Annotated in this window: 11 protein-coding genes; 5 read left to right on the forward strand and 6 right to left on the reverse strand. The window is 71.0% G+C overall.

Annotated elements, in window-relative coordinates; genetic code table 11:
- Positions 1-29: 29 nt before the first annotated feature.
- Both OG858_RS23555 and OG858_RS23560 read left to right on the forward strand, forming a co-directional pair.
- Positions 30-1,004: an intradiol ring-cleavage dioxygenase gene (locus tag OG858_RS23555; protein ID WP_327724502.1), complete on the forward strand. Its 975-nt coding sequence runs from the start codon at positions 30-32 to the stop codon at positions 1,002-1,004.
- 166 nt (positions 1,005-1,170) lie between these two features.
- Positions 1,171-2,175, forward strand: a complete 1,005-nt coding sequence (locus OG858_RS23560; RefSeq protein WP_086750441.1) for an intradiol ring-cleavage dioxygenase — start codon at positions 1,171-1,173, stop codon at positions 2,173-2,175.
- A gap of 691 nt (positions 2,176-2,866) precedes the next feature.
- Here the strand turns inward: OG858_RS23560 and OG858_RS23565 are convergent.
- From OG858_RS23565 to OG858_RS23585, 5 genes are all read right to left on the reverse strand, one after another.
- Entirely contained in the window at positions 2,867-3,472 is a 606-nt protein-coding gene (locus tag OG858_RS23565) for an O-methyltransferase (protein ID WP_086750442.1), read from the reverse strand.
- Between the two features lie 124 nt (positions 3,473-3,596).
- Positions 3,597-4,301 (reverse strand): hypothetical protein, encoded by a 705-nt coding sequence (locus OG858_RS23570; protein ID WP_319319786.1) that lies wholly within the window; start codon positions 4,299-4,301, stop codon positions 3,597-3,599.
- A gap of 149 nt (positions 4,302-4,450) precedes the next feature.
- Positions 4,451-5,038 carry a pathogenesis-related family 1 protein gene (locus OG858_RS23575; RefSeq protein WP_328544497.1) on the reverse strand — a complete coding sequence of 196 codons (588 nt, stop codon included), beginning with the start codon at positions 5,036-5,038 and terminating at the stop codon, positions 4,451-4,453.
- 347 nt (positions 5,039-5,385) lie between these two features.
- Complete coding sequence (locus tag OG858_RS23580) at positions 5,386-6,966, reverse strand: S8 family serine peptidase (protein WP_328544496.1); 1,581 nt, start codon at positions 6,964-6,966, stop codon at positions 5,386-5,388.
- Positions 6,967-7,070: 104 nt separating this feature from the next.
- The gene (locus OG858_RS23585; RefSeq protein ID WP_328544495.1) at positions 7,071-10,259 is read right to left on the reverse strand and encodes a S8 family serine peptidase; all 3,189 of its coding nucleotides are present in this window, start codon (positions 10,257-10,259) and stop codon (positions 7,071-7,073) included.
- Positions 10,260-10,482: 223 nt separating this feature from the next.
- Between OG858_RS23585 and OG858_RS23590 the strand changes: the two genes are divergently transcribed.
- The 3 genes from OG858_RS23590 to OG858_RS23600 are packed head-to-tail and all read left to right on the forward strand — an operon-like array spanning position 10,483 to position 13,822.
- Positions 10,483-11,139 (forward strand): DUF4956 domain-containing protein, encoded by a 657-nt coding sequence (locus OG858_RS23590; protein WP_328544494.1) that lies wholly within the window; start codon positions 10,483-10,485, stop codon positions 11,137-11,139.
- Positions 11,136-11,966, forward strand: coding sequence for a polyphosphate polymerase domain-containing protein (locus OG858_RS23595; RefSeq protein ID WP_319067645.1), 831 nt, complete (start codon positions 11,136-11,138; stop codon positions 11,964-11,966). The genes OG858_RS23590 and OG858_RS23595 overlap by 4 nt, the downstream gene beginning before the upstream one ends.
- Positions 11,963-13,822, forward strand: coding sequence for a carbohydrate-binding domain-containing protein (locus tag OG858_RS23600; protein ID WP_328544493.1), 1,860 nt, complete (start codon positions 11,963-11,965; stop codon positions 13,820-13,822). The genes OG858_RS23595 and OG858_RS23600 overlap by 4 nt, the downstream gene beginning before the upstream one ends.
- Positions 13,823-13,976: 154 nt before the next feature.
- Here the strand turns inward: OG858_RS23600 and OG858_RS23605 are convergent, their stop codons facing one another.
- Positions 13,977-14,900 carry a hypothetical protein gene (locus tag OG858_RS23605; RefSeq protein ID WP_319260422.1) on the reverse strand — a complete coding sequence of 308 codons (924 nt, stop codon included), beginning with the start codon at positions 14,898-14,900 and terminating at the stop codon, positions 13,977-13,979.
- Positions 14,901-14,981 lie beyond the last annotated feature (81 nt).

A 14,981-nucleotide genomic window follows, 5' to 3' on the forward strand; every position in this document is an offset into this window, starting at 1 on the left:
GACAGGCTTCCTATCTAACTTCCCGGCGCATGACAGCGAATGAACAGGATCAGCGGGCCGAGCGGGATCAGCGGGATCAGCGGGACGAGCAGGCTCGGCAGCCGACGGCCGCCGGTGACCTGACGCGCCGCAAGGTCGTCGTGGCCGGCGCGGGTACCGTCGCGGCGGTGGGCCTGGGCGGTGCCATGGCGGCGAACGCCTCCGCCGGTGAGCGGGGAAGAGAACCCGGCGGTCGCGCTTCGGCCGCGGAGGAGTGCTATTTGCTGACGACGGAGACCACCGAGGGCCCGTACTACATCGACGCGGACAAGCTCCGCCGGGACGTCACCGAGGACCGGGAGGGCATCCCGCTCCTGCTCCGCCTCAAGGTGATCGACGCCGAGACGTGCCGACCGGTCCGCAACGCGGCCGTCGACATCTGGCACTGCGACGCGGCCGGTGTCTACTCCGGCTACGAGGACATGGGCAACGGCGGTGGCGGCCCGGCCCCCACCGGCGAACCCCCGACCGGTGACCCCTCCGGCCCGCCCCCGGGCGGCGGCCACCAGGAGCCGACGGACGACTCCCGCTATCTGCGCGGCACCTGGCGCACGGACTGGCAGGGCTTCGTCACCTTCAAGACCGTCTTTCCGGGCTGGTACCGGGGCCGCTGTGTGCACATCCACACCAAGGTGCACGTCAATGGCGAGTGGACCGACGCCGGTTACGAGGGCGGCACCACCTGCCACACCGGCCAGTTCTTCTTCGACGAGGAGTCCGTCCTCGCCTCCGCGGTGGTGGAGCCGTACGCGTCCAACACCGACGACCGTACGACGCTCGACGAGGACACGATCTACGACGGCAGCGGCACCCGGGGCGGACTGCTGAAGCTCCGCTACGACACACGGGACATCGCCAGGGGCGTCCGGGCCTCGCTCACGGTCGGCGTGGACCCGGAGGCGACCAACGACGGTACGGGGATGCCGCCGCAGCCGGGCGCCTCGGGGTCACCGTCTGCGAGCTAGAGCATAAGTAAGGCAACCCTGGCCAGATTCTTTGCCGAAATGGGGCCCGAAATAGACGGCGATTTCGGGCCCCTTTTCCCTCCGCGTGGGAATCCGCATGGAAATGCGGGGCAAACCACAGTCCTTTCCCACGACTTTGACAGCCTGCCTCCCTAATTTCCTGGTCATGACGGGAAACCAGACCGGAAACGAGAAGGCCCAGGGGCCGAGGCACAAGCGGGACCTGACGCGCCGCAAGGTGGTCGTGGCGGGCGCGGGCGCCGTGGCCGCGGTGGGCGTGGGCGGAGCGGTGGTCGCGACCGCGAGCGCGGGTACGAACAAGAAGGGAAGCGCGAAGCCCCTCGCCTCCACGAGCGCGAGCGCCGGCGAGGAGTGCTACAAGCTCACCTCGGAGACCACCGAGGGCCCGTACTACATCGACGCGGACAAGCTCCGCAAGGACATCACCGAGGACAAGGAGGGCATCCCCCTCACCCTCCGCCTGAAGGTGATCGACTCCGAGACCTGCAAGCCGATCCGCAACGCGGCCGTCGACATCTGGCACTGTGACGCGCTGGGCCTCTACTCGGGCTACGAGAGCTTCTCCGAGGGCGGCGGCACCGCCCCCACCGGCGCCCCCTCGGGCACCCCCACGGACGTACCGTCCGGCGCCCCGACCGGTGAACCCCCGTCCGGTGGCGGCGGTGGCGGCGGGCACGAGGAGCCGACCAGCGACACCCGCTATCTGCGCGGTACCTGGAAGACCGACAAGCAGGGCTTCGTCACCTTCGAGACGATCTTCCCGGGCTGGTACCGGGGCCGCTGTGTGCACGTCCACACCAAGGTGCACGTCAATGGCGAGTGGACCGACGCCGGTTACGAGGGCGGCACCACCTGCCACACCGGCCAGTTCTTCTTCGACGAGGAGTCGGTCCTCGCGTCCGCCGAGGTCGAGCCGTACTCGACCTCCACGACCGAGCGCACGACCCTCGACGACGACACCATCTACGACGGCAGCGGCGTCCAGGGCGGTCTGCTCAAGCTGAAGTACAAGAAGAAGGACGACATCGCCAAGGGGGTCGTCGGCTCCATCACGGTCGGCGTCGACCCGGAGGCCACGAACACCGGCACGGACGACTCCGTCCAGCCGGGCGCGTCGGACCCGGCGTCGGAGTCCGCCTCGGCGAGCTGATCCCGGCCGGCGTTACGGCGAAGGCCCGGAACCCCTCCCCCTTGGGTTCCGGGCCTTCGGCGTGCGCTCGGCCAGGTCTCGGGTACCCGCTTGGGAAGTCATCAGGAGACGCACAGGTTTCTCGTCGGACGATCACAGCGGGAGGGGGTGTGATGGGACGTACAGGGCGAGGAACCCGTACGAGCCGTACGGGACGTAAGAGCCGTACGGACGCAAAAAGCCGTACGGCACGAACAGGCCGTACGGGACGGAACGTCGGAATGCAGGAGGAGGCCATGAAGCTGGCCGTGCTGGTGGCAGTGTTGCTGATCGTCGGGGCGGTGGTCGCGATCGTCGCGCAGCGGCGGTCCGTGGACGGACCCGGTCCGTCGTCCGACCTGGACGCGGAGGCCGATGCCAACCGGTGGGTGGTCCGGCTGGGCGGCAGCCTGGCCGGCATCGACGTACGGGCGCAGGCCGGGGCGGGCGGCAGCGCGGCCGAGTCCCTGACCGACGCCACCGAACGTCTCCGCGCCGCTCGCGCCCAGCTGACCCGGGCCCGCACGCCCGACGAGTACGCGCAGGTCACGCGCACCGCGGTCGAGGGTCTGCGCCATGTCGGGGCGGCCCGTACGGCGCTGGGCATGGACACGGGGCCGGGTGCGGGACCGGGTGCGGGACCGGCCGAGGGAGCGGGGCCGGGGGCGAACGGTCAGGCCGAGGTGCCGGCGGCGTCACCGGTCCGGACGGCGAGCAGCAGGCCGCTCGACCAGGCCAGCCGGGTCGTCCGGAAGTCGGAGCGCCCCTCCAGAACCGCGAGCAGGTCGGTCACCGCGGCCTCGTGACCCTCCGGCCAGCCGGGGACGGGCGTCAGGTCGTCGACGACGTACGCGCCGCCGGGCGCCACGAGTTCCAGGGCGGCGTCGAGGTGGGTGAACTTGCCGGGCCAGGTGTCCGCGAAGACCAGGTCGAAGGGCGCGCCGTCGTACTCGTCCAGCCAGCGTCCGCCGTCCCCGGTGACGAAGGTGATCCGTTCGTCGCCGCCGAACCGCTCACGGGCGACGGCCTGTACGGGGTCGTCGAGTTCGACGGTGACCAGGGTCGCCGTCGCGTCCATTCCGCCGAGGAGCCAGGCGGTGCCTTCGCCGACGCCGGTTCCGAGTTCGAGGATCCGGCCGCCGGGGCGGGTGGCGGCGAGGGTGGCGAGCAGGCTGCCGGTGCGGGGTTCGCACGACATGGTGAACCCGGCGGTGCGGGCTGCCTCCTGCAACTCGGTGAGGGAGGAGGGCAGTTGGCTGAGCCTGGGGAAGTCGTCCATACGACGGATTCTGGGAGCGAGGGGGCGGGGGCCTCAACCCGTTTGTTCGCGACTGCCGACCCCTGGTGTTCGGAACCGCCGCCCCCTGGTGTTCGGTGGCCCCGGGCGACGGGGCGAGATCCGCTCACTCGGGGTCCTCCGGTGGGGATGCCAGGGCCTCCTCCTCCAAGAGGCGTTCGGCGATGTCGTCGGCCCAGGTCTGGGCCCATCGGCGCAGTCCCAGGACGGCTTCGGTGTCCAGGCCGTGGCGGGCGAACTCCCGGTCGTCGAGCCACTCGGTGCCCTCCAGGCGGGACTGGAGGTCGGCGAGGTCGAACGTGGTGGACGTGGCGGAGGTGTGGCGGCGGGCCAGTTCCTCCAGTTCGGCGACGGTCCAGTGGGCGGTGGCCGCGTGCACGGCGATCAGGTCGCGGGCCGAGCCCCGGTCGGCCACGGCCCGGACCTTCGTGCCGACCACGTCCTCCAGGGAGAGGGCGGGGCCCAGCGGTGTTCGGACCGGCGGGTGCCACAGGGTTTCCTTGAGGAGGTCGAGGGTGCGTTCCTCCGCCGTCGTGGGGTCGGTCACCAGGAGGCGCGCGGAGAGCGGGGCCGTCTCCACCGAGTGCACCAGCCAGCCGCGTTCCGCGAGGCCCACCCGGACCGTGGCGGCGATCTGCTCCATCGGGGCCGCGTGCTCCGTCGCCACCTCCAGGTCCCGCCCGGGTGGCCGCGCCTCGATCAGTCCGTGCGCCTGCGCCGCGTGGTCGCCGGTGAGAGCGAGGTCGTACGGGGCGCCGATGCTCAGCACGTCGACGAGGAACCGGCGGAGCTGGTCGGGGAGGCCGTTCACGTGTGGGGCCGAGTGCTGGTCGTTCGCGGGTGAACCCGGGGGGAAGTCGTTCACGCGCGGGCCTCAGGGGCGGTGGGGAATGACGGGGGTGGTGGGGCCATGGAGGGATTATCACGGCCCCTGACGTCCTTCCCCGGCCTTTCCCCGGGTCAGTACGGCCGTCGGCCCAGCCAGTTGCCCGGTGGATCGAAGTTGGCCACCACATAGGTCCAGCCGTCCCCGCACCGGGCCCTGGCCGCGCCGACGCGTGTCGAGGTGCGCCAGACCAGCTGGGTGTAGTGGAGGCATTCCCGGTCGTTCACACAGGAGTTGGAGGGGCGGTCGTAGTCGGACTTCTCGTCGAGCCACAGGCGGGCCGCGTCCGACAGGGAGTAGCGGGGGTCGGAACCCCTGGCCAGGTTCTCGCCGTACCGGCTGTTCGAGTGGATGAGCTCGCAGTCCGCGACCCGCACCCTCGCCCAGTGGCGGGCGTGCGCGGCCACGGACTCGTCCCAGACCAGCGGGGGGACCCCGACGTCCGCTCGCGCCTTGTTGACGATCGTCAGGAAGCCGCTGATCTCCGGTGGTCGCGCCGTCGGTGTCACCGCCCCGGCGGTGGCCACCCCGGCCGCCGCCGTCGCCGTGACCGTCTCCACGACCGTGGGCCGGGGACCGACCGCCCGAGCCGCCCCCGGAGTGAGCGCCAGCGTCGCCGCCGCGGTCACCGCGGCCATCGTCCGCGCCCTGTCCCGTCGCACCACTCGTGCCTCCTTCTGCTCCAACTTCCTTACCGGCGCTGCCACTTGTAAGGGACGGCGGCAGTTGGCCGGGGTCGACGGGAGCACCTGCCACCCCATCGGGGGAATCGGCGCGGGTCCAGGTTTCGGGCCGACGCGATCCGCCCGCGCACTCGGGGGAGTGCGCGGGCGGATCGCTCTGCAGCGGTTCGCCACAACGGTCGGCGACCGCGGTCAGCTCACCGCTCCAGCCGGCGCCGGGCGTCAGCGTCGCGGTGTCGCCGCCGGTGACCGTGACCTCGCTCGGGATCGAGAACAGTACGGCGCGCAGGGCGATCGGACTGGTGACCTCGTGGTGGCTGTGCGAGTCACTGAGGGCAGGGGAGCCGACGTGGGTTCAGGCTGAGGCTGGTGTAGAGGCGGCCGTCGCCGAGGACCAGGGAGGCGGTGCACTCGGTGTCGTGCGTCGCCGCGGCGACCGTCGTGACCCACGGGCCGGTGTGCTCCACCGTGTCGGGGCCGCTGTTGCCGGCCGGTGCGGCGATGAGGACGCCCGCCTTGGCCGCGTTGAACAGGGCCTCCATGTCGGGCTGGTCGGGGAGCGCACCGCCGATGGAGTAGTTGATGATGTCGACGCCGTCCGCCACCGCCTTGTCGATCGCGGCCGTGGTGTCCACGGTCGGGCAGCCGTTGCTCCAGCACGCCTTGTAGTAGGCGAGGCGGGCGGCCGGGGCGACACCGCTGAGCCTGCCCTCGGCGTTGCTGCCGGGGACCGACGCGGCGACGCCGTGATTCCCGGCGGCCGTGGTGCCCGTGTGTGTGCCGTGGTTGTCGGTGTCCATCGCCGAGGGGATGTCCTCGCCGTCCGGGTCGGCTCGGCCGACGCCGAACCACTGGGCGCCGATCACCTTGTTGTTGCAGGTCACCTTGTGTGCGGGGTCGTCGCCGGGCACGCAGTCGCCGTGCCACTTCCCGGCGATGGCCTCGGCGTCCGGGCGCGGCTCCGGGAGTGCGTCGAGCATCGGGTTGGACGTGGAGACGCCGGTGTCCACGATGCCGACGATGACGCCCTCGCCGGCATGCTCGGGGCCGCCGGCCTTCGCCCAGAGGTCCTTGTCACCGGAGAGGCCGAGGATGCGGGGGGTGTCGGGGAACCGGGCCGGGTCGGTGGTCCTGGACGCCTTGGAGCTCGGGGCGTGCGGTGTTCGGGCGGTCGCGGCCGCGGGTGCGGGTCCGGTGATGGCTGATCGCGCCCGCGCGGGGGAGCCGCATGTGTCACAGTCCCGCGCCCCTGAGGACGAGGGCCCTGCGTGCCACGCGTCCTTCGGAGGGGAAGGCGGCTGCTGGGCCTCCGGGGACGGGACCTCGGCGTCGGCCTCGGCCTCGGCGTCGGCCTTGTCCCCGGCCTCGATCCGCACGTAGGTCTTCGCCCGGCCGTCGGCACCCGCCCCCGGCCCGTGGTCCGGCCCCGTCGGCGTCAGCGGGGCGACCGTGTTGCGGGTCACCGAGACGACCCCGGGTGTGGCGGCCAGTTTCGCGGCCTGTCTGCCGGTCAGCTCGGCGGCGAATCCGTTGAACGTGTAGGCGTAGTCGTAGAGCGACTCCACCCCGGGCACGGCGGCGAGAATCCGCTCCCGGCGGTCGTCCAGATGCGCCACGTACTTCTCGACCGTGGCGGAGTCCGCGTCGAGCCGCCTGCCCGCCGCGGGCGCCGTCCGCTTCAGCCGGGGCAGCCCGCCCTCGTACGCGGCGACGGGCGCGTCGGCGAGCTTGACGATGTAGGTGTCGTTGCCGTAGCTGTCACCGCTGCCAGTGGAGTTGGAGTTGGAGTTGGAGTTGGAGTTGGCGGCGAAGGTGGGGGCGATGACCGCCGTGAGGGTCAGGGCTCCGGCGAGCAGGGGCACGAGAGTGGTGACGGCCACTCTCGGGCGTATGTGTGTGCGTGTCACTTGTGATCCATGTTGATCGATCGGGCGCCGCGGAGGCATCGGGCGCCAGGTGTACGGCCGTCGTCCGCCCCCGCGGCTGTGGGGGGTGTGGGGGTGTGGGGCGGCTATGGCGTGACGGTCAGGACGGTGCGCCCGAAGGTGGTCGAACCGTCGCCGTACTCGACGAGGCCGACGTAGGGCGCGGCCTTCAAAGCGGACCAGGTCACCTTGAGTTCGGGCCGATCGCCCGCGGCCACCGGCCGGCCGGCCGGGGTGACGGTGGCGGGGGCGTCGGGTTCGCCCTGGCCGACCTTCCAGCTCCAGAGCGTGTACTGCTGGGCGGTGGTGCCGGCCGGCAGTTCGTACTGGAGGACGTAGACGTCGTAGTCGCCGGGCGGCAGGTCGGCGTGTTCGTCGGAGCCGACGTCGGCCCATTCGCCGACGTGGTCGCCGTCGGTGTCGAAGGCGTAGAGGTCGAGGTCGCTGCCGGGCACATGGTCCGCGGCGGTGACGGCGACACGGGTGAAGGCGCCCTCGGGGACGCGGAGCCGGTGTCGCACCACGGCCGCGTTCTCGTGCTGGCTGTCCCAGAAGGCGGTGGTGTCGGTGCCGGTGAGGGTCCCGGTGGTCCTCTCACCCGCGTACAGGCCCGTGACCTCGGTCGTCAGCCTGCCCTTCCAGCCGATGCCCGGGGTGAGCGTGACGGGGCCGGTCGAGCCCTCGCCGCCGGTCACCGTGACCTCCGCGGGCGCCTGGATCCGTTCGGCGCTCAGGGTGATGGGGCTGGTCACCCGGTGGTGGCTGTGGGCGTCGCTCCAGGTGAGGGAGCCGAAGACCGACTGGCCGTAGGGCGCGGACGTCCGGGTGAACTTCACCCGGTACGTGGCCGACGCACCGGGCTTCAGCGTGAGCCGCTTCGGTGTGACCTCGGCCTTGTAGCCGGGTGGGGTCCGCAGCTTTGCCCGGTAGGTGGCGGTGACGTCGTCGACGTTGGTGACCGTGCGGGTCACGGTCTGGCTGCCGATGAGGCCACCGACGGAGAGGGACGGGTAGTTGAGGTCGCTGGGGTCGGTCTTCGGGGCAGTGGCGCAGGGGTCGGTGCCGTCCGCGGCGGTGGGCTGCTTGCCGAGGGCGCAGAGGTACGCCGTCCAGTCGGCGGGCGTCGAGTCGTAGACCAGGCCGGGGTCGGCGGCACGGGTCACCCTGGGCGAGCCCGCTCCGTAGTCGAGCGGGGTGGCGGAGGCGGTTTCGGTTCCCTCGTCGTTGTGCCGGCCGATCGGCTCGCCCTCGTTGTCGGTCGTGGTCGCCGTGGTCATCAGCGCGGACTTGACCTTCATCGGGGTCCAGTCCGGGTGCAGTTGCATGAGCAGGGTGGCGAGGCCGGCGATGTGCGGCGTCGCCATCGACGTACCGTTCATGAAGCCGTACTCACCGGTGTATCCGGCGAAGCCGCCGGGCACGGTGCCCGCCGCGATCAACTCGCCCGGTGCGGCGATGTCGGGCTTGAGCAGGTCGCCGCCGGAGAACGGGTCGGGACCCGAGGAGGAGAAGCCGGTGATGACGGGAGCCCGGACGTGCCCGCTCCTGGTCGGGGAGATCTCCGCGCCGGCCCCCGGACCGGCGGCGTACTCCTTGACCGTCTCCCGGTCCTTCGGGCTCACCGAGATCATGGGGAACTGCGGGTCCGTGACGAGGTCCTGGGCGCTGGTCGGCGTGTTGGCCAGGACCATCGCGACCGCGCCGGACTGCTTCAGCTCGTCGAACCTGTCCTGGTAGGTGAAGCCCTCGCCGCCCCGGTCGCAGACGACGATCTTCCCCTTCGCCTTGTCCGGATCGAGCGTGCCCGGCGCGCAGTGCTCGGTCTGCTTCGCGTCCTGCCTGCCGACCGCGACGGCGTTGACCAGCGGGGTGGAGGGTGTCCCCTTGGTGAGGCCGGGTTGGGTGAAGGAGCGGCCGTCGCCGAGGGTCAGGGTCGCGGTGAAACCGGTGTCGTGGGACTCCGCCGCGACCGTCGTGATCCAGGGAGCGGTGTTCTCCACGGTGTCCGGGCCCTCGTTGTTCGCCGCGGCCGAGACGAACACGCCTGCCTTCGCCGCGTTGAACATCGCCTCCGTGGAGGTCGGGTCGGTCAGGGTGCCGCCGATGGAGAAGCTGATGACGTCCACGCCGTCGGCCACCGCGCGGTCGATCGCGGCGGTGTTGTCCGCGCCGCCGCAACCGATGCTCCAGCAGGTCTTGTAGAAGGCCAGGCGGGCCGCCGGGGCCAGTCCGCTGAGCGTGCCGGTGATGTTCGTGCCGTCGATCGACGCCGGGGTCTCGTAGTTGCCGGCGATCGTGGTGCCGATGTGGGTGCCGTGGCTGTGCATGTCGAGCGGCGAGGGCACGTCGATCGGCTGGGGGTCCGGCACCTCGGCACGGAACCAGGCGGCCCCGATCACCTTGTTGTTGCAGGTGACCTGGTGGGTCGGGTCGCTGCTGTCGCCCTCGTCGCAGGTGCCGCGCCATTTCCTGGCGATGACGTCCGCGTCGGGGCGGGGCTCCGGCAGCGGGGCGAGCATCGGGTTCTTCGGACCGAACGGGTCGATCACCCCGACGATCATGCCCTCGCCGGCCCGCTCGGGACCGCCGGCCTTCGCCCACAGGCCCTTCTTCCCGGTGAGGCCGAGGAATCGGGGCACGTCAGGGAGGGCTGCCTCGGTGGTGCCGCTCTCGTCAGCGGTCGCGGGCGGGGACGCGGGCTCGGACAGGGGCGAGACCGGCGCGGTGCGCTCACCGCCGACGGCCCCCTTGGTCACCATGGCGCCCTTGGCCGTCCCGGCCACCGACTCCGGTGACGCGGGAGCGATCGGCTGCACGACCGTGGAGCGGGTCACCGACAGCACCCCGGGCGTCACGGCCAGCTTCGTGGCCTGCCGGCCGGTGAGCCGGGCGGCGAATCCGTTGAACGTGTAGTCGTAGTCGTACAGCTTCTTCGCGCCAGGGACGGCGTCCAGCACCTCGTCCCGGCGGGAGTCCAGATGCCGCACGTAGCTGCGGACCGCGGTGGAGCCGGCGTCGAGCCGCTTGCCCGCCGCGGGAGCCGTCCGTTTCAGCCGGGGCAGCCCGCCCTCGTACGCGGCGACGGGCGCGTCGGCGAGCTTCACGATGTAGGTGTAGGTGTAGGTGTCGTGGCCGTAACTGCCACTGCTCTCAGTAGAGTTGGCGTAGGAGGGAGCGGTGACCGCGGTCAGGGTCAGGGCTCCGGCGAGAAGCGGTGCCAGCAGGGTGGCGGCCGTCCTCGGGTGTATGTGATGGTTCGTCAACTGTGGGTCCATGTCGATCGATCCGAAAGATCTCGATCCCCCGAGGACCCCAATGTCACAGACAACTCGTCAGTAACAATCTTGAAATCTAAAATACTGGCGGGTCTCCACAGTCGTTTCACAAGAAGCGGCCGAAGTCGATCGAGTTCATCTGCCGTTTTCGCGCAGGACTTCTCAAGTTCCGTTAAGGGAAGGCAAAGCGCGCTCAAAGGTTGACCCTCGATTGTCTTTTGACATGGACCAGACCCTTCTCGTGGTTGCCGACCTGGCCGCCATCTCCGTACTGACCTTCGCGGTCTACTTCCCGCGTCACCACCGCCGGGACCTCATCGCCGCCTTCCTCGGAGTCAACGTCGGTGTTCTCGCGGTGGCGATGACGCTCAGCTCCTCGTCGGTCGGCATCGGCCTCGGGATGGGGCTCTTCGGCGTCCTGTCGATCATCCGGCTGCGGTCCAACGAGATCGCCCATCACGAGATCGCCTACTACTTCTCCGCGCTCGCGCTCGGCCTGCTGGCCGGACTGCCGGAGGAGGTCAACGTCCTCTCGGGCCTCCTCATGATGCTGATCGTCGCCACGCTGTACGTCGGCGACCACCCGAGGCTCTTCGGCCGCTACCGGCAGCGCAGCCTGCGGCTCGACGCCGCCTACACCGACGAGGACGCCCTGCGCGCGTACCTCGAAGTGCTGCTGGGCGGGCGGGTGGTGAACCTGTCCGTGCAGAGCGTCGACCTGGTCAACGACATGACCCTGGTCGACGTCCGGTACGTCGTCACCGGCGAGGGACCGCGCAGGCGCGAGGAGGCCGGCCCCCGGGTCGGGCAGGCGCAGGGACAGGAACAGGCGCACCAGCAGGCGCAGGGGCAGGCGCAGGGGCAAGGGGTCCGGGCATGACGGCCCTGGACTCCGTCGCCCCCGTGGTGGGGGCGCTGCGCCCCATCGGCCTGGACGAACTCGTCAGCCGTGCCGAGCTGCTGACCCGCCTGGACCGCAAGTACATGCTGCCCCTCACCGACCTTCCCTTCGTGCTCGGCGGGCTCGACGGCGGGGGCACCTCCCGGTCGAGCGGAGCCGACACCGGGGGAGTGCAGGTCCTGGAGGTCGACGGCGAGCGGCAGTTCGCGTACCGGTCCGTGTACTTCGACACCCCGGACATGGACGGCTATCTGGGCGCGGCCCGCCGCCGGCGACGCCGTTTCAAGCTGCGGATCCGGACGTATCTGGGGTCCGGGCAGCACTTCCTGGAGGTCAAGACGCGCGGCCCGCGCGGCACCACCGTCAAGCAGCGCGTCCCGTACGACGGGGAGCCGGAGCGGCTGGGCCCCGAGGCACGCGCCTACGCCGACGACGTCCTCGGCGAGGCGGGCATCGACGCGCGGGAGTTCCGCCTGGTGCCCACGCTCACCACCCGCTACAGCCGCACCACCCTCTTCCTGCCGGGCAGCGGCAGCCGGGTCACCGTCGACACCGACCTGACCTGGGCACTGCCCGACGGCACCGAACTGCGCACCCCCGAGCGGACCATCGTCGAGACCAAGGCCGGGCGCGCGGGCTCCGGCGCCGACCGGCTGCTGTGGTCGCTCAAGCACCGGCCCTGCCCGGTCTCCAAGTACGGCACCGGGCTCGCCGCGCTCCGGCCCGACCTGCCCGCCCACCGCTGGCTGCCCGTTCTGCGGCGCCACTTCCCCACCGCACCTGCACTGAACGGGAGCCCTGCATGAACATCCGTATGAACACGTGGAAGAGAAGGGCACGGGGGTTCCGTACGAAGGCGGTCGCCGCCCTCGCCTCCGTCGTCCTCGCGACCGCCGCGCTGGCCGGCTGCTCCTCCGGGAGCGACTCCGGCTCGGCGTCGTCCGACGCGTCGTCGAGTGCGAGCGCGGCGGCTGCCGTGGACGGGACGCAGGACGCGGCGGCCGTCCTCGCCGACAACGAGGACACGCACGCCGAGGACGGCGACACGGAGTACGAGAAGTCAAAGGCCGTCTCCATCGAGCTGAAGGGCGACTCCGCCTCCGCCGACGGCAAGGGGGTGGACGTCGACGGGTCCACCGTCACCATCACCTCCAGCGGCACGTATCTGCTGAGCGGGTCCCTCGACGACGGGCAGATCGTGGTCACCGCCCCCGAGGCGACCGTCAAGCTGGTCCTCGACGGGGTCGACATCTCCAGCTCCTCCGGGTCGGCGATCGCCGCGACCGAGGCGGAGCGGCTCGTGGTCGTCCTCGCGGACGGCAGCGAGAACAAGCTGAGCGACACGGACTCCTACGCCGACGACGCCGAGGCGAACGCCGCCCTGTACAGCGAGGGCGACCTGACGATCGGCGGCAGCGGCTCACTGAGCGTGAAGGGGAACGGCAACGACGCGATCGCCGGCAAGGACGGCCTGGTCGTCGAGGGCGGGAACGTCACCGTCGAGGCCGCCGACGACGGCATCCGGGGCAAGGACTACCTGGTGGTCACCGGTGGCACGGTCACCGTGACGGCGAAGGGCGACGGGCTCAAGTCCGACAACGCGGACGAGGAGGACGCGGGTTACATCGCCGTCTCGGGCGGCACGGTCTCCGTCACCGCGAACGGGGACGCCGTGGACGCCGCGACCGACCTCGTCGTCACCGGCGGCGAACTGACCGTGAAGAGCGAGGCCTCCGACGACACCTCCGCGCACGGCCTGAAGTCCGGCGTGATCACGGTGCTGGAGGGCGGCACGGTCGACGTGAACGCCTCCGCCGACGCCCTGCACGGCGACGCGGCCGTCCACCTCAACGGTGCCGACGTCACCCTCGCGGCCGGAGACGACGGCATCCACGCCGAGGGTGACCTCGTCATCAGCGAGGGCACGCTGGACATCACCGGCTCCAACGAGGGCCTGGAGGGCAAGGACATCCTCGTCCGGGGCGGCACCTCGAACGTCACCTCCGACGACGACGGCGTCAACGCGTCGGGCAGCGAGGCGACTTCCGAGGAGGACGCGCAGGGCGGACGGGGCGGCGGTCCCGGCGGGGGCGGTGGTGGCGAGAACGTCGGCGACTACTCCGCCAAGGTCACCGGCGGCACCCTGGTCCTCAACTCCCAGGGCGACGGCTTCGACTCCAACGGCACCGCCGAGATCACCGGCGGCACGATCGTCGTCAACGGCCCCGAGATGGGCGGCAACGGAGCGCTCGACGTCAACGGCAGCTTCACCGTCAGCGGCGGCACGCTCCTCGCCGCGGGCAGCGCGGGCATGGTCGTCGCCCCGGACGAGGGATCGGAACAGGGCTGGCTGTCGGCGACCCTGGACGCGTCGGTCGAGGCGGGCACGACCCTGCACATCGTCGACGCGGACGGAAAGGTCGTGGCGTCGTACGTCACCTCGAAGACCATCCAGAACGTCGTGTACTCGGGTGGGTCGATCAAGAGCGGCGAGAAGTACACGGTGTACTCCGGCGGCACCACCTCCGGCTCCGACACCGGCGGCCTCGCCGGGTCCGGCAAGCTCGGCTCGGCGAAGAAGATCGCCACGGTCACGGCGGGCGAGGCCCCGGAGGGCGGCGGCTTCGGGGGCGGTCCGGGCGGGGGTGGGGACCGGGGCTGAGGACTGAGGGCTGAACGGAGAAGGGCAGCCGGAAGTCCGCCATCGCCGCCGGGCCCTGTCGGCCTGGCGGCGACAGTGGTGCTGCTACACGTGACTGGACTCAGCCGCTCGATGCCGCGATGGCCCGATTGCCTCGCAGAGGGCAGACCGGGGCCTATACGAGGCCCTCACCGGACGGGGCATCGGCGGCCCCTGAGTTCTCCGGGTCCTCCGCGAAGAGTTCCTCCGCGTGCGTGACCGTGCCGGCCCGGTCGAGCCAGTCGCTGACTCGGATGGGGTCGGAGCATGTGGTGATGCGTTCGCGGACTTCGGGGGAGACGGGGACGCCGCGCACTTCCAGGACGGCCAGGACGCCCTTGGCTTCGCCCTTGGCCTCACCGTCGAGGTAGGCCTTCTCCAGGATCGTGCCCCGGCCGGGGAAGTAGTTGACGAACGTCATGATGTGCCTCCATTTGTCTCCGGCGGGGCTCTCCCCCAGGGCGTTCTCCAGGAACTGGCTGAAGTAGCCGGCGGCGCTCCAGTCCAGCTGCGCGAAGCCACGGTGCAATGCGTTCAGTATGGCGTCGCGCTCGGGGTTGTCGGCATGGGCCAGCGCGGAGAAGACGGCCATCGCGGGCTTCTCCGCCACGGTCCTCGCGTCGGTGATCACCGGGAGGTTGTCCGGTCCTGCGACGAGAGGGTACGTACGCTGGGCGACCCAGCCGCGGGCTCCGCAGTCGAACGGGCCGGTCGCCCACTTGGTCGTGGCCCGGTCGCGGCAGACCACGAGCAGGAGGACCGGCAGACGGTACCTCGACTGCAGATAGGCGATGTAGTAGGGCCAGCTTCGCTCCTTCCTCCTGTCGCGCCGCTCCTGCGCCTCGACGGCGAGCAGGAAGTCCTCGCCGTCGGACGGGTCGACGCGCAGCACCGTGTCGATGTGCCGCGCCATCGGCTTGGTCTCCGTGGCGTCGGTTGCGACCGCGTACACGCTCGCCTTGTCCGGTAACGCGATGCCCAGTGCCTCGAAGACAGGGGTCAGGATCTCGGGCCGCTCCTGGAAGATGCGGTGCATACCCTCGTGCGCTGAAGTGACCATGTGGTGGAACCTATGGGGCATCCCGCGCCGATTTGGGCCACTTGGGGGGTGATCACTCTTTCGAGCCAGGAAGAAACGTTC

The sequence above is a fragment of the Streptomyces europaeiscabiei genome, from assembly GCF_036346855.1.
In the GTDB taxonomy this organism is placed as follows: Bacteria; Actinomycetota; Actinomycetes; order Streptomycetales; family Streptomycetaceae; genus Streptomyces; species Streptomyces europaeiscabiei.

Excerpts from the sequence above, each read along its gene's own strand:
- OG858_RS23555 (WP_327724502.1), top strand. The coding sequence starts at position 30 with ATGACAGCGAATGAACAGGATCAGCGGGCCGAGCGGGATCAGCGGGAT.
- OG858_RS23560 (WP_086750441.1), top strand. The coding sequence starts at position 1,171 with ATGACGGGAAACCAGACCGGAAACGAGAAGGCCCAGGGGCCGAGGCAC.
- OG858_RS23565 (WP_086750442.1), bottom strand. The coding sequence starts at position 3,472 with ATGGACGACTTCCCCAGGCTCAGCCAACTGCCCTCCTCCCTCACCGAG.
- OG858_RS23585 (WP_328544495.1), bottom strand. The coding sequence starts at position 10,259 with ATGGACCCACAGTTGACGAACCATCACATACACCCGAGGACGGCCGCC.
- OG858_RS23590 (WP_328544494.1), top strand. The coding sequence starts at position 10,483 with ATGGACCAGACCCTTCTCGTGGTTGCCGACCTGGCCGCCATCTCCGTA.
- OG858_RS23595 (WP_319067645.1), top strand. The coding sequence starts at position 11,136 with ATGACGGCCCTGGACTCCGTCGCCCCCGTGGTGGGGGCGCTGCGCCCC.
- OG858_RS23600 (WP_328544493.1), top strand. The coding sequence starts at position 11,963 with ATGAACATCCGTATGAACACGTGGAAGAGAAGGGCACGGGGGTTCCGT.
- OG858_RS23605 (WP_319260422.1), bottom strand. The coding sequence starts at position 14,900 with ATGGTCACTTCAGCGCACGAGGGTATGCACCGCATCTTCCAGGAGCGG.